Annotated in this window: 16 protein-coding genes; 3 read left to right on the forward strand and 13 right to left on the reverse strand. The window is 58.6% G+C overall.

What is annotated here, in order from left to right; translation table 11 throughout:
• Positions 1–32 precede the first annotated feature (32 nt).
• The gene (locus PW844_RS04340) at positions 33–854 is read right to left on the reverse strand and encodes an SDR family oxidoreductase (protein WP_299448298.1); all 822 of its coding nucleotides are present in this window, start codon (positions 852–854) and stop codon (positions 33–35) included.
• 95 nt (positions 855–949) lie between these two features.
• Between PW844_RS04340 and PW844_RS04345 the strand changes: the two genes are divergently transcribed.
• Entirely contained in the window at positions 950–1,852 is a 903-nt protein-coding gene (locus tag PW844_RS04345) for a LysR family transcriptional regulator (protein WP_299448300.1), read from the forward strand.
• Here the strand turns inward: PW844_RS04345 and PW844_RS04350 are convergent.
• Positions 1,843–2,484 carry a hydrolase gene (locus tag PW844_RS04350; protein ID WP_299448302.1) on the reverse strand — a complete coding sequence of 214 codons (642 nt, stop codon included), beginning with the start codon at positions 2,482–2,484 and terminating at the stop codon, positions 1,843–1,845. The genes PW844_RS04345 and PW844_RS04350 overlap by 10 nt on opposite strands.
• Positions 2,485–2,722: 238 nt before the next feature.
• On the opposite strand from PW844_RS04350, the gene PW844_RS04355 reads away from it, so the two are divergent.
• The gene (locus PW844_RS04355) at positions 2,723–3,637 is read left to right on the forward strand and encodes a bestrophin family protein (RefSeq protein WP_299448304.1); all 915 of its coding nucleotides are present in this window, start codon (positions 2,723–2,725) and stop codon (positions 3,635–3,637) included.
• Between the two features lie 8 nt (positions 3,638–3,645).
• Here PW844_RS04355 and PW844_RS04360 read toward each other — a convergent pair whose 3' ends face one another.
• From PW844_RS04360 to PW844_RS04375, 4 genes are all read right to left on the reverse strand, one after another.
• Positions 3,646–4,542 carry an alpha/beta hydrolase gene (locus tag PW844_RS04360; protein WP_299449148.1) on the reverse strand — a complete coding sequence of 299 codons (897 nt, stop codon included), beginning with the start codon at positions 4,540–4,542 and terminating at the stop codon, positions 3,646–3,648.
• 174 nt (positions 4,543–4,716) lie between these two features.
• Positions 4,717–5,064, reverse strand: a complete 348-nt coding sequence (locus PW844_RS04365; protein WP_299448306.1) for a hypothetical protein — start codon at positions 5,062–5,064, stop codon at positions 4,717–4,719.
• Between the two features lie 32 nt (positions 5,065–5,096).
• Positions 5,097–6,440 (reverse strand): cation:proton antiporter, encoded by a 1,344-nt coding sequence (locus PW844_RS04370; protein WP_299448308.1) that lies wholly within the window; start codon positions 6,438–6,440, stop codon positions 5,097–5,099.
• A gap of 53 nt (positions 6,441–6,493) precedes the next feature.
• A complete protein-coding gene (locus PW844_RS04375; RefSeq protein ID WP_299448310.1) occupies positions 6,494–7,702 on the reverse strand; it encodes an MFS transporter in 1,209 nt (402 codons plus the stop codon).
• A gap of 93 nt (positions 7,703–7,795) precedes the next feature.
• Between PW844_RS04375 and PW844_RS04380 the strand changes: the two genes are divergently transcribed.
• A complete protein-coding gene (locus tag PW844_RS04380) occupies positions 7,796–8,731 on the forward strand; it encodes a LysR family transcriptional regulator (RefSeq protein ID WP_299448312.1) in 936 nt (311 codons plus the stop codon).
• 28 nt (positions 8,732–8,759) lie between these two features.
• On the opposite strand, the gene PW844_RS04385 is transcribed toward PW844_RS04380, so the two are convergent.
• From PW844_RS04385 to PW844_RS04415, 7 genes are all read right to left on the reverse strand, one after another.
• Positions 8,760–9,257, reverse strand: a complete 498-nt coding sequence (locus PW844_RS04385; RefSeq protein WP_299448314.1) for a TIGR00645 family protein — start codon at positions 9,255–9,257, stop codon at positions 8,760–8,762.
• Between the two features lie 54 nt (positions 9,258–9,311).
• Complete coding sequence (gene kdpD / locus PW844_RS04390; RefSeq protein ID WP_299448316.1) at positions 9,312–11,987, reverse strand: two-component system sensor histidine kinase KdpD; 2,676 nt, start codon at positions 11,985–11,987, stop codon at positions 9,312–9,314.
• A gap of 10 nt (positions 11,988–11,997) precedes the next feature.
• Positions 11,998–12,570 carry a potassium-transporting ATPase subunit KdpC gene (kdpC, locus tag PW844_RS04395; RefSeq protein ID WP_299448318.1) on the reverse strand — a complete coding sequence of 191 codons (573 nt, stop codon included), beginning with the start codon at positions 12,568–12,570 and terminating at the stop codon, positions 11,998–12,000.
• Between the two features lie 11 nt (positions 12,571–12,581).
• The gene (kdpB, locus tag PW844_RS04400) at positions 12,582–14,630 is read right to left on the reverse strand and encodes a potassium-transporting ATPase subunit KdpB (protein WP_299448320.1); all 2,049 of its coding nucleotides are present in this window, start codon (positions 14,628–14,630) and stop codon (positions 12,582–12,584) included.
• Positions 14,631–14,637: 7 nt separating this feature from the next.
• The gene (gene kdpA / locus PW844_RS04405; RefSeq protein WP_299448322.1) at positions 14,638–16,317 is read right to left on the reverse strand and encodes a potassium-transporting ATPase subunit KdpA; all 1,680 of its coding nucleotides are present in this window, start codon (positions 16,315–16,317) and stop codon (positions 14,638–14,640) included.
• Positions 16,317–16,406: a K(+)-transporting ATPase subunit F gene (gene kdpF / locus PW844_RS04410; protein WP_299448324.1), complete on the reverse strand. Its 90-nt coding sequence runs from the start codon at positions 16,404–16,406 to the stop codon at positions 16,317–16,319. The genes kdpA and kdpF overlap by 1 nt, the downstream gene beginning before the upstream one ends.
• A 109-nt stretch (positions 16,407–16,515) precedes the next feature.
• A complete protein-coding gene (locus PW844_RS04415; protein ID WP_299448326.1) occupies positions 16,516–17,682 on the reverse strand; it encodes an HD-GYP domain-containing protein in 1,167 nt (388 codons plus the stop codon).
• Positions 17,683–17,696 lie beyond the last annotated feature (14 nt).

Below are 17,696 nucleotides of genomic sequence, written 5' to 3' on the forward strand. Positions count from 1 at the left end.
TTTAAGCAGACTCTGCCTCTACTGTAGCCTGATCAGGCATCTGCGCCATAGGCCAGTGCCTTCTGTCCATGCAATTCCGCCAGACGGCTTTGTAACGCCGCGTCGATATGCTGATATGCAGTGCTGCCCAGCGCCAGCCGCAGCGGCATCTGTGGCTGCTCAAGTGTGGTGATCATCGCGCTGACACATTTTTCCGCATCACCGAGGATCGCGAATTCCCCCGACAGCAGCATGCGGCGCAATTCACCCGAGGCAGTATCGCGGTAGCAATCCAGCGCCTCAGCCACATCCAGACCCGCACCAAAGTTGGTGGCAGTCGGGCCGGGTTCCACCAGCAAAAAGCCGATGCCAAAACTCGCCACTTCCTGGCACACCGCCTCAACAAACCCTTCAATGCCCCATTTGGTGGCGTGGTAAAGGCTGAAGTTGGGATAAGCTACCTGCCCGCCTTCTGATGACAGCTGCGCAATCCGCCCGCCGCCCTGCTGACGCAGTAGTGGGATCACCGCGCGAATCAGCTGAATGGAGCCGGTCAGATTCGTGGCAATCTGGCGTTCAATCTGCACATCACTCAACTCCTCCGCTGCACCAAACAGACCATAGGCGGCATTGCTGACCACCACGTCGATGCGTTCCACAGTGGCAAAGGCCTGGGCCATAGCGGGCGCAATGGTAGCAGTCTGCGCCAGATCGAGAGTAATGACCTGCAACCGTGCGCCGTAGCGTTGTTGCAGGTCATCCATCGCTGCGCTGCGGCGCACGCAGGCGATAATGGTATCGCCGCGCGCCAGTAAACGTTCACTCATCAGACGGCCCAGCCCATTGCTGGCACCGGTAATTAACCAGGTTTTCATCTTTGCTTCCTCCGGTTGAAAACCTGATGATAGATCGCTTTACTGGTGGTCATAATCTCCCTAATCACGCATGACCTGGTGAGGAAAAACCACCAATGAGACGACCTTCCTGGCATGAGTTGCAGGCCATCAAGACGCTGGCAGAACAGCGCAGCTTTCGTCATGCCGCCGAAAGGCTTGGCCTGAAACGTTCCTCGCTCAGCCATCTGGTTAAAGGGCTGGAACACAATCTCGGCGTGCAATTATTTCAGCGCACCACGCGCAGCGTAGCGCTGACCGAGGCAGGCCAGCAGTTACTGACGCGACTGGCCCCGTTACTCGACCAGATGGATGAGGTGCTGAATGACGTCAGCGCCCGCCGCCAGCAGCATTACGGCACGCTGCGCATCAGCGCCAGCGATGCGGCAATTAGTTTGCTGCTGACCCAGGTCATTCCGGCATTCAGCGCCCAATATCCCGCTATCGAGCTGGATCTGGCCGCGCAGGGCGCGTTGGTGGATATCACCGCAGAAGGATTTGATGCCGGTATCCGGCTGATTGAGGATGTACCGCAGGATATGGTGGCGATACCGCTGGGGGAGCCGCTGACCTTTGTCACCGTGGCATCGAAGGCTTATCTCGCCGGGCATCCGCCGCTACATCACCCGTTGGACTTGCACCAGCAACAATGTATCCGGCAACGGTTGCCAGGTGGTAAACGCTATCGCTGGGAATATCAACGTCAGGAGGAGGCGCTGGAAATTGATGTGCCAGGTACACTGACGCTGGACAGCAATGCATTGATGGCCGAAGCAGCCATCAATCATATGGGGATTGCTTACCTGCCCCTGCCCCATGCTCGTGCGGGGCTACAGAGCGGCCAGCTGGTGGAACTGCTGGCAGAGTGGCGCGTGCAGTCGGCGGGCATCGCCTTATGGTTCCCGCCTAACCGCCATCAGTCGATGGCGTTGCGGCTGTTTATCAATGCCCTGAAAACCCACCTGCCCTATTACAGATGACGTTGTGGAGCCTTATGCACCATGGTGTAGGCATAATCGACACCCATACCGTAGGCACCGCTGTGCTCACGCACCAGGTCCATCACCGCATCGTAAGTCTCTGTACGAGACCAGTCACGCTGGTACTCCAGCAGTACCTGCTGCCAGGTTACCGGCACGGCACCCGCCTGTACCATCCGTTGTACCGAACGTTCATGGGCATCGACGCTGGTGCCACCTGACGTATCCGTTACCACATAAACCTCATAGCCGGCTTTCAGCGCCATCAGTGCCGGGAACGTCAGACAAACTTCCGTCCACAGGGCGGAGATAATCAGTTTTTTACGGCCGGTTTTTTCCACTGCCTCAACAAATTTGGCGTCTTCCCATGAGTTCATTGAAGTACGCTCAATCGGCTTCGCTTCCGGGTGCACCGCCAGCAATTCCGGCCAGATGTAGCCGCTAAAACTTTCGGTCTCAACCGAGGTGTAAATCACCGGCACGTCGAAAATCTTGCCCGCTTTTGCCAGGGCAACGGTGTTATTTTTGAGCTGCTGGCGATCGATATTGGCCACGCCGAAAGCCATCTGCGGCTGGTGGTCGATGAAAATCAGGGTAGAGTTTTGCGGGTCGAGCAGGTCAAGTTTAGACATGGTTATTTCCTCAGCGGTATCGGTTTTGTGTGTTGTGTCGTTGGGATGAACTTTAAAAAAAACCGCGCTGAAGAGATAACGGAAAGAATTTTATAAGTTGTTCAAAATGATTTTAGAAGGTTGATTTAAAAGAAAAAGAGAACCAGTACCTCACAGGAAGCCTGCGAAACAGCGTTGATCAGTCGCGCAAGACAGGCGTAACCTGTGCTCACAAAATCAAAAACTCACCATCGCAAAAATGATTGTTCGCCCACATCAGCACTGGTTCCTGCGCTTGTTTGACTGGCACGGTTCGGTGCTTACCAGCATTCTGTTTCGTTTATCACTCAACCTGCTGATGTCGTTAATCGCCATCCTCGGTTTTCCCTGGTATGAAACCCTCGGCATCCATCTGACCACCGCGCCTTTCAGCCTGATTGGTGTGTCGATCGCTATCTTCCTTGGCTTTCGTAATAACGCCAGCTACGCGCGTTTTACCGAAGCCCGCACCCTGTGGGGCACACTGCTGATTACCCAGCGTTCGTTGCTGCGTCAGGTGAAAAGCATCCCCACCCTCAGCCTTGAGCAGGCGCGTGAATTTGCCAATCTGCAAATCGCTTTTAACCTGAGCATGAAACATCAGCTACGGCATTCCGACCCGGCAACGGATTTGCAGCGCACGCTGCCACCCGGCTTCCGTGATCAGGTGTTAAGCAACCCACTGCCGACCACGCAGATTTTGCTGCGCATGGGGGAATGGCTGGCGCAGCAGCGCAATGAGGGGCACATCTCGGATATTGTCTGGCAGAGCATGGATGAAAATCTGAATCATCTTTCCACCGTGCTGGGTGGCTGCGATCGTATCGCCAGCACGCCAATTCCGTTCGCCTACAGCCTGATTCTGCATCGCACCGTGTACCTGTTCTGCACCCTGCTGCCGTTTGCGCTGGTGTCGGACCTGCACGCTATGACGCCGCTGGTGTCGGTGTTTATCTCCTACACCTTTTTATCGCTGGAATCGCTGGCGGAAGAACTGGAAGACCCCTTCGGCACCGCGCCGAACGACCTGCCGCTGGATGCCATCTGTGTGGCGATTGAACGTAACCTGAAGTCGATGAACGGCGATCCGCTGCCGGAACCGTTGCAGCCGGATAAATACTTTAACCTGACGTGAACCCTGGCTTAGCTCAGATGATCCAGCCAGCGGACATAAGCCTGATCCCATAAGGCCGCTGGCGTCCCCGCCTGACCCAGACCAAAACCATGACCACCCCGGGTCAACTGAATCAGCTCCACCGGTACCCGCATACGGCGACAGGTATCGCGCATCAGTTCGGTGTTATGAGGATTGGAGGTGTGATCGTCTTCCGCCTGCGCCAGGAAGGTTGGCGGATAGCTGCGGGTAACATAATTCTGTACCGACCAGTTAGCCTCTTCGGCCGGGGTGGCATTGTTACCCACCATCATCAAATGAGTGTTGGTGTGCTGGAACGGCGCTTCGAGGGTAATGACCGGATAGATCAGACCGACGCTATCCGCCTTCGGCACCACCTGATCGAGCGGGTCCTGCGCGGGATAAGAGTCGAACTCAGGCCGTGCCGCCGCCATGCCCAGCAGATGCCCACCGGCGGAAAAGCCCAGCAGATGGACTTTGCGCTCCATCGAACGCACCAGGCGAATGGCACGCTGTGCATCCTGTAACGGGGCCAGATGGCCCGCCTGCCACTTCTCGCCCGGTAAGCGGTAGCTCAGCACATAGGCGGTATAGCCGTTGGCGTTGAGCCAGCGCGCCACCGGCCAGGCTTCACGCCCCATACCGATCCATTTATATCCGCCTCCGGCGGCAATCAGTACCGCTTCACCATTGGGATTTTCCGGACGAAAACGCTGAATCGCCGGTGAGACCACATTGGACCAGGAACCGTTGGCACTGACACGTAATAAACCGGATGGGCCGCCGCCGCCGGGCGGATCGTCCGGCCAGAGAGGGATTATGTCATCACGGGCAAACAGTTTGCCTGTGGTCATGGAAAGTACCGTTGCTCCGGTTGCCAGCAAAAGGCGGCGACGCGTTATCATCATGCTGTGAAGCCACTGTCAGAAAAGGGACAGCCTTCAGGCTGTGTCTCGTTATGGTGATGCAAGGTCAATGCCAAACGCTGGCGATTATGTACGCAATCTGTACAAAAAAGCTATAAAAAAACGCGCCGAAAAAGGCGCGTATTTTGTTGTTAAACCGGACGATAAAAAGATTTAATCTTCCTGCTGAAATTGCGTCATCACCGTCTGTTCACATTGCTGCTGGTTATGACGTAACTGGCTGCGTTCATCGTCACCCAGTTGCAGCCAGGCGTTAATCACTTCCTGTGCCGTCTCTTCATCAAATTCCTGTGGGCTTAAAGCCGATGGCGACTGGCTGGCCGCCATTTGTGACTTCATTTTTGCCACATAACTGTCCATAGTTCCGGTGCTTTTTTCACTACTGACCAGATGGCAAAGCTGGCTGGCATAGACGTTTTGCTCGCTATCCGCGTTGGCGTCCTCCGCCAGCGCGCTGGCCGACAGCGAAAGCCCGAAAAGGGCAAGTAATAAAACTTTCATAACAGGCTCCTGTTGTTTCCAGAAAATCGTAATCAGTCGTGTTGCGTGCGTGAAGCCTGACGGGCCGCACGCCAGTTGAGCAACGGCGTCACCGTTACGCCATGCAACACAATGCTGCACACCACTAACGTCAACGCCATATCCACCATCTGTTCTGCCTGTGGGCCGCGCATACCGTGCACCCAGGCGTAAGCAATATAATTGATACTGCCGATGCCGCGAATCCCCAGCCAGCCAATCAGCAAACGCCGCGCCAGTGGCAGACCACAACCCAGCGTGGTGATCCACACCGCCAGGGGCCGCACCAGCACAAACAGCAGCAGCGCCAGGCCAATGCCGGTCAGGTTCCAGTGATGCGCCAGCGTAATGCCCAGCACCACCATCATCGCCGCCGCCAGCAGGCGTTCGATAGTATCACCAAACGACAGCGCGTCACCGACCACCAGCCCCACCGATTTCACCATGCCGCTGCCACCGTGTGCCAGCCGCTGATTAGGATTGACGCGTGCTTCCGCTGGCAGCAGATGCTCCTCTTCCGACACATCTTCCGGGGGAAAACGCTTCACCACCCGCAGCTCGGCACGGCGCAGCCCCACACCCGCCGCAAAGGTCGCCAGAAAGCCAGAAGCATCCAGTGACTGCGCCGCCGCATAGCTCAGGGCAATCAGGGCCAGCGCGAGAATATCGTTCGGTGCCACATCCTGATGGGCGCTGCGCAGATGGGTTGCCAGCTGGCCGATGACGCGGCCAATGGCATAACCGATAACCAGCCCGCCGCCTATCGCCCAGACAGCATCGCGGGCCACCCACAGGCTGATATCGGTGAAGGTGAACGCGGGTTGATGCAGCATCAGCAGCGCCAGCATCAATAATGGCAGCGCTGAGCCATCATTCATCCCGGCTTCGCTGGAGAGTGCCACGCGCAGTGCATCGTCGTCACGCGCGTCGTTGACGGAAATCAGGCTGGCGAGCACCGGGTCGGTAGGCGCGACAATCGCGGCAAACGCCAGCGCCAGCGGCCAGTCAAAACCGGTCAGCCAGCGCACCAGCAAGGTCATGCCCGCGACGGTGAGCAGCATCGCTGGAAACGCCAGTAACCCCCCCACCCGCCAGGCATGGGCGCGCAGCGGCAGGCGCAACTTAAGGCCGGTGATAAACAGCGAGGCGGCCATCGTGATTTCGGTGATGTGGGCGGCGAGATCAGCGTGCCCGAGAATATCAATGTGCAGCAGATTGAGCATCCACGGGCCGCAAAGCACCCCCGCGAACAGATAGAGACCAAATGAGGTGACTGGCCCCCGGTGAATCCAGCCGGAAGCCAGTGACATCAGCAGCAACAAACCACCGGTTGCTGCTGTCCAGGCAAGAAAATCCATAACGCTCCGTTTTTATAAAGGATCTTCTTTAAGCCTGGCACAGGATACGACAATCAGTTTTTCAGGTGACGGCTCGCCAGGCGAATCATCAGGCTCAGCGCCGCTGCCAGGGTGGACAACGCCACCACGCCGGTCCAGCCCCAGTGGGACAACGCCAGGCTGCCCAGGGCTGCGCCGGTCGCCATACCGATAAACACCACGGTGAACATCAGCGCATTCAGGCGGCTACGCGCCTCCGGTGCCAGGCTGTAGACCAGCGTCTGATGCGCCACCAGCGTCGCCTGTACCCCTAAATCAAAACCCACGGTGCTGATGATAATCAGCCCAAGCTGCGCGGAGACCGGCAATACCGGCAACAGGAACATCAACGCAAAGGACACCATCACCAGCGTGGCACCGTATTGGGTGACACGTGCCGGGCCAATGCGGTCGGCAAAGCTGCCCGCCAGCGGTGCAGCCAGCGCACCGGCAGCACCGGCGAGGCCGAATGCGCCCGCTACAGCGCTATCGAGATGGAAGCGATCACTCAGCATCAGCGCCAGGGTTGACCAGAAGGCGCTAAAGCCTACCGACAGCAAGCCCTGGGCCAGCGCCGCACGACGCAGCGTCTGGTGGTGCTGCCACAGATGCGCCAGCGACAACAGCAGACGCGGATAGCTCACCGAGGTACCCGGTTTAAAACGCGGCAGCACACGCCACAGCGCCAGACTAATCAGCAACACCGCTCCCGCCGCCACCAGGTACATGGTGCGCCAGCCGAAATATTCAGCCACCACCCCGCTGACCACCCTGGAGAGCAAAATGCCGACCAGCAGGCCGGTCATCACCGTGCCGACGGTTTTCCCCCGGCTGCGTTCCGGTGCCAGCGCGGCTGATGCCGGTACGATATCCTGCGCCACGGTGGCTGTTAAGCCGGTGACAAAGCTGGCGATCAGCAGCGCATTCAGGCCCCCGGAGAAGCCACACAGCAGCAGCGCCGCCATCAGCAATAAGCCTTTAATCAGGATAATGGTGCGGCGATCGTGGCGGTCACCCAGCGGTGCCAGCAGCAGGATGCCGAGCGCATAACCCGCCTGCGTCAGCATCGGCACCATACCGACGCTGCCAACGCTGGCGTTAAATTGTTTGCTGATGATATCCAGCATCGGCTGGCTGTAGTAAATGGACGCGACACTGAGACCTGCGCCCGCCGCCAGCGTGAAGACCAGCGGTGCGGGTAGCGATTCAGTGACCCGTTCTGAAGATTGCGTCATGGCAGACATATTGATTTCCCCCCGTGAAAGTGCGCTTATTAAAGCGCGTCGCCGCCATACGCGGTAGACTGATGAAAGACAAAACCATTATACGTGGTACGTATGAGCAATTCTTCCAGCGTTGACCGCATCGAACTGATGCAAACCTTTATCCGCATCGTGGAGAGTGGATCGCTGTCGGCCGCCGCCGCGCAGCTCGGTACCACCCAGCCAACCATCAGCCGTCGTTTGCAGGCGCTGGAGCAACGGCTGGGGCTGAAGTTAATTCTGCGCACCACCCACGCACTGAAACTGACTGATGACGGCGAGCGTTGTTATCAACAGGCACGCCAGTTGCTCGCCACCTGGTATGCGCTGGAGGATGAACTGACCGGCGCGAGCGACGATCCGGTGGGCACCCTGCGCGTGCGTGCGCCTCACGCGTTTGGTCAGGATCAGCTGGTCGCGCCGCTGGTGGATTATCTGCAACGTTATCCGCGTCTGAATGTGGAGTGGATGCTGAACGACCGCACGCCTGATTTTGTCGCTGAAAACGTCGATTGCGCCATCCAGGTCGGCCCACCGTCCGATCCCTCGGTAGTCGCGATTCTGCTGGCGGAAGTCCCGCGTTTTGTGGTGGCCGCCCCGTCGTTGCTGGCGGCGCATCCGCCGGTGGAACGGGTGGAACAACTGACCTCGCTGCCGTGGCTGGCGCTGACCAGTTTTTATCACAGCGAGATTGCCCTGCAACGTATCAGCGACGGACAGCCGCTGAATCTGGCGATCAACCCGCGTCTGGCAAGCGACAGCCTGTATGCGGTGCGCAAGGCGGCGCTGGCCGGCATGGGGGCCGCCGTGGTGTCATCGTGGGTGGTGCTGGAGGATTTAGCGCGCGGTGATTTGATTCAGCTGGTGCCGGATTGGCAGGCACCGCCGTTGCCAGTGTGGTTAACCTATCCGTGGGCCAGCTATTATCCGGCGCGATTGCAGAAGTTTTTTGCCATGATTCGTGAAGTGATGCCGCAGCTGGCAGGGGCACAACCCGCAGAGAGGTTGTAACGGCGCGATAAATCGCGCCGTCACGACATTATTTTTTGTCTGCTTTGGACATATTGTCCAGATATCCCATAACAAACGCCGACAGCACAAACGTCAGGTGGATAATCACGTACCACATCAGTTTATCGTTTTCGACATTGCGCGCTTCCATAAACACCCGCAGCAGGTGAATCGAGGAAATCGCCACAATGGACGCGGCCACTTTGTTCTTCAGCGAGCCGGAGTCCATCTTACCGAGCCAGCTCAGTTTTTCTTTGTGCTCGGCGATATCCAGTTTAGATACAAAGTTCTCATAACCCGACAGCATCACCATCACCAGCAGGCCACCCACCAGTGTCATATCCACCAGCGACAGCAGCAGCAGGATCAGATCGTTTTCCCCGATGCTGAGAATATCCGGCAGCATGTGAAACACTTCCTGGAAAAATTTGATGGTGAGCGCCAGCAATCCCAGCGAAAGTCCAATGTAAACCGGTGCCAGCAGCCAGCGCGATGCATACATCAGGTTTTCGGTAAAACGTTCCATAATTTCCCATTAATCAACTGACAAGCCCGCGATTATAACTGAACAAGTGTGAAGTTATTTCAGCCCATCTTCAGAAATTTCAGGAGCCGGTGGCAGCGGCAGGGAAAGGCGGAAGCACGCGCCGCCTTCAGGACGGTTCTCCGCCCAGATGCGGCCAGCATGGGATTCAATAATGGTTTTACAAATCGCCAGCCCGAGCCCCACGCCCGGCACCGCCGATTCCTTATCGCCACGGGCGAATTTATCAAAAATACGCGTCAGGGCATCCGGCGCGATACCCGGGCCGCTGTCCCAGATGGCGATTTCCAGCCGGTCATGTTCACGCCAGGCGTGGATACCATGCTGTGCCGCGTTACCGGCATATTTCAGGCTATTTTCGATGATATTGGTAAACACCCGCTCCAGCATGCTGCTATCACCTTTGATCAGCACCAGGCCATCAGGTAAATCGAGAGCGAAATCATGGCCTTTGAGCGAAGGTCCCATGCTGCTTAGCGCGCCACCGATCACCTCATCCAGCGCCACCCACTCTTCACGCAAATTCAGTCCGCCGGATTGAATGCGCGCCATATCCAGCATGTTGCTCACCAGCCGGATGGTGCTCAGCGTCTGTTCGCGGATCTGATTCGCCTGCGGGACATATTTTGACTCCTCGCTGGCGAGGTCAAGCATCAGCATTTCCGCCTGGCCAAATAACACCGTCAGCGGCGTGCGTAAATCGTGTGACAGCGCCGACAGCAGCGCGTTACGCAGTTGTTCACGTTCGGCAGACAGCCGCGAAGCCGCCTCACTCTGCGACAGCGCCATCCGCTCCAGCGCGTTAGCCATCAGCACGGTAAAGGTTTCCACCAGCCGCTGCTGTTCCGGGATCATCAGCTGGCGCAGATTTTCCGGCTCCACCACCAGCAGGCCGCGGCAGTGGTTGCCGCTTTTCAGTGGCAGAATCTGGTATGGCACCGCCGGTAAGGTGTCGGTACCGGCCCCGGCAGGCTGGCCTTTGCTGTAGCTCCATTTGGCGATGGCGAGATCCGGTGGCGTACCCATGCTGCTGTCGCCTACCGTCTGCAACTCGCCCTGCTCATCCGGCAGCAACAGCAGGCTACGCGCCTGCAACGTCACTTCAATCACCCGCTGGCTGGTACTGGCGATATCCTGCGGCGTCAGCGCACTGCCGAGCGACTTCGCCATTTCGTACAGATGGCGCGCACGCTGCTCACGATAACGCGCCACCCGCGCCTGATAACGCACGCCCGCCGTCAGATTACCGACGATCACGCCGACCGCCAGCATCACCGCGAACGTCACCAGATATTGCAGGTCCGACACCGCTACGGTGCCGGTGGGGGCGACGAAAAACAGGTCAAAGGCGAGAATATTGATTACCGTGGCAAACACCGACGGCCAGCGACCAAAGCGCAGCGCGACAATCACCACCGCCAGCAAATAAATCATCACGCCGTTGGCGGGATCGAACTCCACCAGTAGCCAGCGCCCGGCTGAGGTGACCAGAATGCACAGCACCAACGCCATCAGGCAGCCGCGTAACTGCATACGCCATTTTTCCGCGCTGGCGCGCTGCCCGTTCAACGCGGCGGGCGCATCACGTACCGGCTCATCCAGCGCCACCACCAGCAAATCGAGGTCCGGCCCCAGCTCGCCCAGCCGCTGGGCAAAGCTGTCGCGCCGCCAGCGCCGTTGCGGCTGGCGACCGGTGACGATTTTGCCGAGATTGTGTTCACGCGCGTAACGCAGCACCGCACGCGCTTCATCAGGATCGGACAGGGTGGCGGTTTCCGCACCCAGTTCCTGCGCCAGTTGCAGCGTGCGCAGAATGGCGCGACGCCGTGCTTCCGGCAGGCGATTCAGACGCGGCGTTTCAACGTATACCGCATGCCACTCGCTGCCGAGACGTGCTGCCAGTCGCGCAGCGGTGCGCACCAGCTTCTCACTGCCGGTGTCATCGCCGATGCACAGCAGAATGGCGTCACGCGTGTGCCAGACTTTGTCGCGCCCCTGCTGATCGCGCCAGGCGCGCATCTGGTCATCCACCCGGTCTGCGGTGCGGCGCAGCGCCAGCTCACGCAGCGCAAACAGGTTGCCTTTACGGAAGAAGTTTTCAATGGCGCGTTCGGCGCGATCGCCCACGTAAACTTTGCCCTCCTTCAGCCGCTGACGCAGGTCGTCGGGAGGCAGGTCCACCAGCACCACTTCATCGGCCGCATCAAAAAAGGGGTCCGGCACGGTTTCACGTACCTGAATACCGGTGACTCCGCCCACCACATCATTGAGACTTTCCAGATGCTGCACATTCACGGTGGTGATAACGTCGATACCGGCCTCAAGCAGTTCCTCGATATCCTGCCAGCGCTTGGGATGACGCGAACCCTGCACATTGGTGTGCGCCAGTTCATCCATCAGGATCACCGCCGGATGGCGCGCCAGCGCCGCATCCAGATCAAACTCCGCATGGCGTGAACGACCGGTGGCCCGACGTGGCAAAACCGCCAGCCCCTTGAGCAGGGCAGCGGTTTCATCACGTCCGTGGGTTTCCACCACCCCCGCCAGCACATCCAGTCCCTGGGTACGCAGGCGCTGCGCTTCCTGCAACATGGCGAAGGTTTTGCCAACACCCGCGCAGGCACCGAAGTAGATTTTGAGTTTTCCACGATGGCTGTCGCTGTGGTTCAGCAACAGCGCATCGGGATCGGGGCGAGGCAGTTCGTCGTTCATAATCAGTCCGTTAATGTTTCAGAGCATCCAGCGCCATATTCAATCGCAGTACATTCACCGTCTCTTCACCGGTAAACGGCAGCAGCGGACGTGCAGTATGGCGCGTAATTAAATCCTCCACCTGCTGCAACGGTAACTGACGCGCCGCTGCAATGCGCGGTGCCTGCCACAGCGCCGCTTTCGGTGAAATATCCGGATCAAGACCGCTGGCTGAGGCGGTCACCAGATCCACCGGCACCGCTGTCGATGCCTGCGGGTTAGCCGCACGCAGCGCCGCAACGCGTTCCGCCACCGCTTTATCCAGCGCCGGGTTGTTACCGGCCAGGTTGCTGCCACTGGAGGCCAGTGGATTATAGGCGCTGTCACCGGTGGCCGACGGGCGGCCCCAGAAATGACCGGGCTGGCTGAAGTTCTGCCCAATCAGCGCCGAACCGCGCACCGCGCCATCCTGTTCCAGCAGCGAACCATTGGCCTGCGCCGGAAACCACCACTGCGCCAGCCCGGTGGTCAGCAGGGGATACACCGCGCCGGTAAGCACGGTCAGCAGCACTAACAATACAATAGCCGGACGTAACTGACTCATCTCTCTTCTCCTCACGCCAGACCGAATACGGTCAGCAGCACATCAATCGCTTTAATACCGATAAACGGCACCACCAGCCCACCTACGCCGTAAATCCACAGGTTACGACGTAGCAACGCCGCAGCGCTCAGTGGCCGGTAGCTCACCCCTTTCAGCGCCAGCGGGATCAGGAACACAATCACCAGCGCGTTAAAAATTACCGCCGACAAAATGGCGGAGTTGGGTGAATGCAGCTGCATCACGTTCAGCATATTCAGCTGCGGATAGGTCGCCGCAAACGCGGCCGGAATGATGGCGAAGTATTTCGCCACATCGTTGGCGATACTGAAGGTGGTCAGTGAACCGCGTGTCATTAGCATCTGTTTGCCGATGTGCACCACTTCCAGCAGCTTGGTCGGGTTGGAGTCGAGATCGACCATGTTGCCCGCCTCTTTTGCCGCCTGGGTACCGGAGTTCATCGCCACCGCCACGTCGGCCTGTGCCAGCGCCGGGGCATCGTTGGTGCCATCGCCAGTCATCGCCACCAGGCGTCCTTCCGCCTGATACTGACGAATCAGCGCCAGTTTGGCTTCCGGCGTTGCTTCCGAAAGAAAATCATCGACGCCCGCTTCTGCGGCAATTGCCGCCGCAGTTAACGGGTTATCGCCGGTGATCATCACGGTTTTGATGCCCATTTTGCGCAGCTCGGCAAAACGTTCTTTGATGCCGCCTTTCACGATATCTTTCAGCGCCACCACGCCCAGCACCTGCGCGCCTTCCGCCACCACCAGCGGCGTACCACCGGCGCGTGCCACTTCTTCCACCGCCGCGTTGACTTCAGCCGGGAAGCGGCCATTGCTGGCTTCAATATGGCGACGTACCGCATCCACCGCCCCTTTGCGAATCAGGCGATCCTGCACGTTGACGCCGCTCATGCGGGTTTGCGCCGAGAACGGAATAAAACTGGCCCCCATGCTGCTGAGATCGCGTTCACGCAGGTTAAATTTCTGCTTCGCCAGCACCACGATGCTGCGTCCTTCCGGCGTTTCATCCGCCAACGATGCCAGCTGTGCCGCATCGGCCAGTTGCTGTTCGCTGACGCCGGGAGCAGGCAGGAATTGCGTCGCCTGACGGTTGCCGAGGGTGATGGTGCCGGTTTTATCCAGCATCAGCACATCGACGTCACCTGCCGCTTCCACCGCACGGCCACTGGTGGCGATCACGTTCGCGCCCAGCATCCGGCTCATCCCTGCCACCCCGATGGCAGACAGCAGACCGCCGATGGTGGTAGGGATCAGGCACACCAGCAGCGCCACCAGCACGGTGATACTGACCGGGGTGCCGCCCCAGGCGGAGAACGGCCACAGCGTTACCGTCGCCAGCAGGAACACAATGGTGAGCGACACCAGCAGAATGGTCAGGGCGATTTCATTCGGGGTTTTACGGCGTTTCGCGCCTTCCACCATGGCGATCATGCGGTCAAGGAAGGTTTCCCCTGGGTTGACGCTGCACTGAATCACCAGCCAGTCGGAAAGGATGCGGGTACCGCCGGTCACGGAAGCAAAGTCACCGCCGGATTCACGAATGACCGGAGCCGATTCACCGGTGATAGCGCTTTCGTCCACCGACGCGCCGCCCTCCAGCACCTCACCATCACACGGGATGATGTCACCGGCTTCCACCAGCACCACGTCGCCTTTACGCAGGCTATCCGCCGAGGCGTTTTTCCAGGCAGCACCGTAATGCGGCTCCGCCAGTTTTTTCGCATCGACGCTCTTTTTTACCCCTTTCAGGCTGTTGGCCTGAGCCTTGCTGCGTCCTTCCGCCAGTGCTTCGGCGAAGTTGGCAAACAGCACGGTGAACCACAGCCACACCGCGACACCGGCGGTAAAACCGGCGCTACCGCTGAGCTGACCCGCGACCATGCCGATAGCCAGCACACTGGTCAGCACGCTACCAAGCCACACCAGAAACATTACCGGGTTGCGAAACTGCACACGCGGGTCGAGCTTTTTCACCGCATCCAGTATGGCGGTGCGTGTCAGCGCCGCATCAAACAGGGCCAGTTGTTGACGACTCATGATTCTGTTATCCCTGAATTAATTGCAGATGTTCCGCCACCGGACCGAGCGCCAGCGCGGGAATGAAGGTCAGCGCGCCTACCAGCAGCACGGTGCCAATCAGCAGGGCGACAAACAGCGGGCCGTGTGTCGGCAGCGTACCGTTGCCCACCGGCTGCACTTTTTTCACCGCCAGCGAACCGGCAATTGCCATCACCGGAATGATGATGCCGAAGCGACCGACGAACATGCACACCGCCAGCAGCAGGTTCCAGAACGGCGTGTTGGCGCTTAAACCGGCAAAGGCGCTGCCGTTGTTATTCGCGGCTGAGGAGACGGCGTATAGCACTTCGCTGAAGCCGTGCGTGCCGGGGTTCGCCATGCCAGCGCGGCCTGCTTCGGTCATCATCGCCAGCGCAGTGCCGACCAGTACCAGCGTTGGGGTCACCAGGATCGCCAGCGCGGTCATTTTCATTTCCCACACATCGATCTTCTTACCGAGGAATTCCGGGGTGCGCCCGATCATCAGACCCGCGATAAACACCGCCAGCAGCACGAACAGCAGCATGCCGTACAACCCGGCACCCACGCCGCCGAACACCACTTCGCCCAGCTGCATCAGCCACATCGGCACCATGCCACCCAACGCCGTGAAGGAGTCATGCATCGCGTTCACCGCACCGCAGGAGGCTGCCGTGGTGATCACCGCAAACAGGCTGGAATTGAGGATGCCGAAACGCGTCTCTTTGCCTTCCATGTTGATGGCACTGTCCGCGCCGAGGCTGAGGAAATGCGGGTTACCACGCAACTCCGCCCACATCACCGTCACCACCGCCAGCACAAACATCAGTGTCATCGCCCACAACAACATATGGCCCTGACGACGATCACCCACCTGCTGCCCAAAGGCGAAGCACAGTGCCGCCGGGATCAGGAAGATACTCAGCATCTGCACAAAGTTGGTCAGGGCATTGGGGTTCTCGAACGGATGCGCCGAGTTGGCGTTGAAGAAGCCGCCGCCGTTGGTGCCTAGCATTTTGATCGCTTCCTGCGAAGCCACCGGGCCGAGCGGCAGCGTCTGCTGCGCCCCTTCCAGCGTGGTGATGATGTGGTTTGGTTCAAAAGTCTGGATGCTGCCCTGGCTGACAAAAAACAGCGCCATCAGCAGGCTGATCGGCAGCAACAGGTATACGGTGATACGGGTCAAATCGCGCCAGGCGTTACCGAGCGTGGCCAGCGAGCGATTGGCGAAACCGCGAATCAGCGCAAAGGCCACGGCGATACCGGTGGCTGCCGACAGGAAGTTTTGCACCGTTAAGCCAGCCATCTGGCTGAAGTCACTCATGGTGCTTTCGCCGCTGTATGCCTGCCAGTTGGTGTTGGTCACAAAGCTAATCGCGGTATTCAGCGCCAGGTCCCAGCTGAGTCCCGGCAGATGTTGCGGATTGAGCGGCAGTGCGCCCTGCATCATTAAAATCACCAGCAGCACGACAAAACCCAGCGCATTAAACAGCAGAATCGCCAGCAGGTAATGCGGCCAGCGCATGGCCTCGCCATCGGCACCGGCAAGCCGCCACAGCGCGCGTTCGGTGCGCGGCAGCAGCGGCTTATCGGCAATCATCAGCGCCATAAAGCGTCCGAGCGGTTGCGCCAGCACCATCAGCACCAGCAGGTAAACCGCTATCAGCAAAAATGCATTGGCAGCCATCAGAATGCCTCCGCGTTAAGCAGGGCATAGAACAGATAGCCCAGTAATATCAATACCAGCACGATGCCGGTTATCACGCCCACACTCACAGCGACCTCCAGAGGATTTTGGTTGTGCTGCAAGCATGCGCGTGGCGGTATAAAGAAGGGGTAAAAAGGCGGATGTCGGGCGTAAAAAAAGTATAAAAATGGTCGAAAATCAGGCGCTTTCCAGCGCCCAGATACGATTAAGATCGACGTTTTGCCACAGGCCGCTGTCTTCCGCACCAGTGATGCTGTCGGTGCAAAAGCTATCGCCGAGGTCGAGTTCCTCTGGTTTGACTTCGCGCTGCGCATGCAGTGACCAGAAGACATGCACTTTTGGCTTCAACAACGATTGCTCTCCCGTCTGCACCACCAACGCCACCCGCCCCGATGCCAGCCGCACCAGTGATCCCACCGGATAAATACCGATGGAGCGGACAAAGGCTTGCAGCAATTTGCTGTCGAAGTGGCCGCGCCAGCTCAGCATATTGTGCATGGCTTCGGTTGGACTCCAGCCTTTACGGTAAGGCCGGTCAGACGTCACGGCATCGTAAACGTCACACACCGCCGCGATACGCGAAAAAAGGGAGATCTCTTCATCCCGCAGGCGATGTGGATAACCACTGCCATCCACTTTTTCATGATGATGCAGGGCAATATCCACCAGGTCTTCTCCCGCATCGGCCTCCATCAGTATTTGCGCCCCCACGATCGGATGCTCCCGCATCACGGTGAACTCTTCCTCGGTCAACCTGCCTGGCTTGTTAAGAATTTCCAGCGGCACCGCCGCTTTGCCGACATCGTGGAGCAATCCCCCCAGACCGAGTCGTCGTTGCTGATACTCATCCAGTCCCAGTTTTTTGCCCAGCGAGATCATCAGGCCGCAAACCGCCATCGAATGCAGGTAGGTGTAATCATCATGGTTCTTCAGCCGTGCCATGCTGAGCAGCGCCGTGGGTTCACGCGTGAGTGATCCGGCGATTTCATCCACCAGGTTAAGGGTATAGCTGAGGTCAAGACTTTGCCCGAGACGCGCTTCGTTGAACATCGCCAGTACCCGGGGCTTGCCCTGGGTGAAGATAGCGTGTGCCTGGTCCATTTCCTGAAAATAAGGGGTTTGCGGGATCGCTTTCTTCGGTTCAGGGGGCTTCTGCGGTGCCTGCACCGATTTATCAAGATCGATCCACACCTCGATGATCCCTTCGTTACGGATCCAGGCGATCTGGCGTTTATCAGTGATCAGCATCTGGTTGCGAATGCGTTTGTCTTTGATCCACCAAACCTCCAGTTTGTGGACAAACATTCCCGGCCGCAGTTCGTCAACGGTAATCAGCTTTATCACGATATCTCTCCTTA

Origin of the sequence: Pantoea sp., assembly GCF_028283705.1 — a bacterium.
Taxonomy (GTDB): Bacteria; Pseudomonadota; Gammaproteobacteria; order Enterobacterales; family Enterobacteriaceae; genus Pantoea.

What these genes read in the sequence shown, in the direction of transcription:
- kdpC (WP_299448318.1), bottom strand. Translation starts at nt 12,570, where the DNA reads ATGAGTCAGTTACGTCCGGCTATTGTATTGTTAGTGCTGCTGACCGTG.
- PW844_RS04355 (WP_299448304.1), top strand. Translation starts at nt 2,723, where the DNA reads ATGATTGTTCGCCCACATCAGCACTGGTTCCTGCGCTTGTTTGACTGG.
- PW844_RS04345 (WP_299448300.1), top strand. Translation starts at nt 950, where the DNA reads ATGAGACGACCTTCCTGGCATGAGTTGCAGGCCATCAAGACGCTGGCA.
- kdpB (WP_299448320.1), bottom strand. Translation starts at nt 14,630, where the DNA reads ATGAGTCGTCAACAACTGGCCCTGTTTGATGCGGCGCTGACACGCACC.
- PW844_RS04380 (WP_299448312.1), top strand. Translation starts at nt 7,796, where the DNA reads ATGAGCAATTCTTCCAGCGTTGACCGCATCGAACTGATGCAAACCTTT.
- PW844_RS04370 (WP_299448308.1), bottom strand. Translation starts at nt 6,440, where the DNA reads ATGGATTTTCTTGCCTGGACAGCAGCAACCGGTGGTTTGTTGCTGCTG.
- PW844_RS04350 (WP_299448302.1), bottom strand. Translation starts at nt 2,484, where the DNA reads ATGTCTAAACTTGACCTGCTCGACCCGCAAAACTCTACCCTGATTTTC.
- PW844_RS04340 (WP_299448298.1), bottom strand. Translation starts at nt 854, where the DNA reads ATGAAAACCTGGTTAATTACCGGTGCCAGCAATGGGCTGGGCCGTCTG.
- kdpD (WP_299448316.1), bottom strand. Translation starts at nt 11,987, where the DNA reads ATGAACGACGAACTGCCTCGCCCCGATCCCGATGCGCTGTTGCTGAAC.
- PW844_RS04385 (WP_299448314.1), bottom strand. Translation starts at nt 9,257, where the DNA reads ATGGAACGTTTTACCGAAAACCTGATGTATGCATCGCGCTGGCTGCTG.
- kdpA (WP_299448322.1), bottom strand. Translation starts at nt 16,317, where the DNA reads ATGGCTGCCAATGCATTTTTGCTGATAGCGGTTTACCTGCTGGTGCTG.
- PW844_RS04365 (WP_299448306.1), bottom strand. Translation starts at nt 5,064, where the DNA reads ATGAAAGTTTTATTACTTGCCCTTTTCGGGCTTTCGCTGTCGGCCAGC.
- PW844_RS04360 (WP_299449148.1), bottom strand. Translation starts at nt 4,542, where the DNA reads ATGATAACGCGTCGCCGCCTTTTGCTGGCAACCGGAGCAACGGTACTT.
- PW844_RS04375 (WP_299448310.1), bottom strand. Translation starts at nt 7,702, where the DNA reads ATGTCTGCCATGACGCAATCTTCAGAACGGGTCACTGAATCGCTACCC.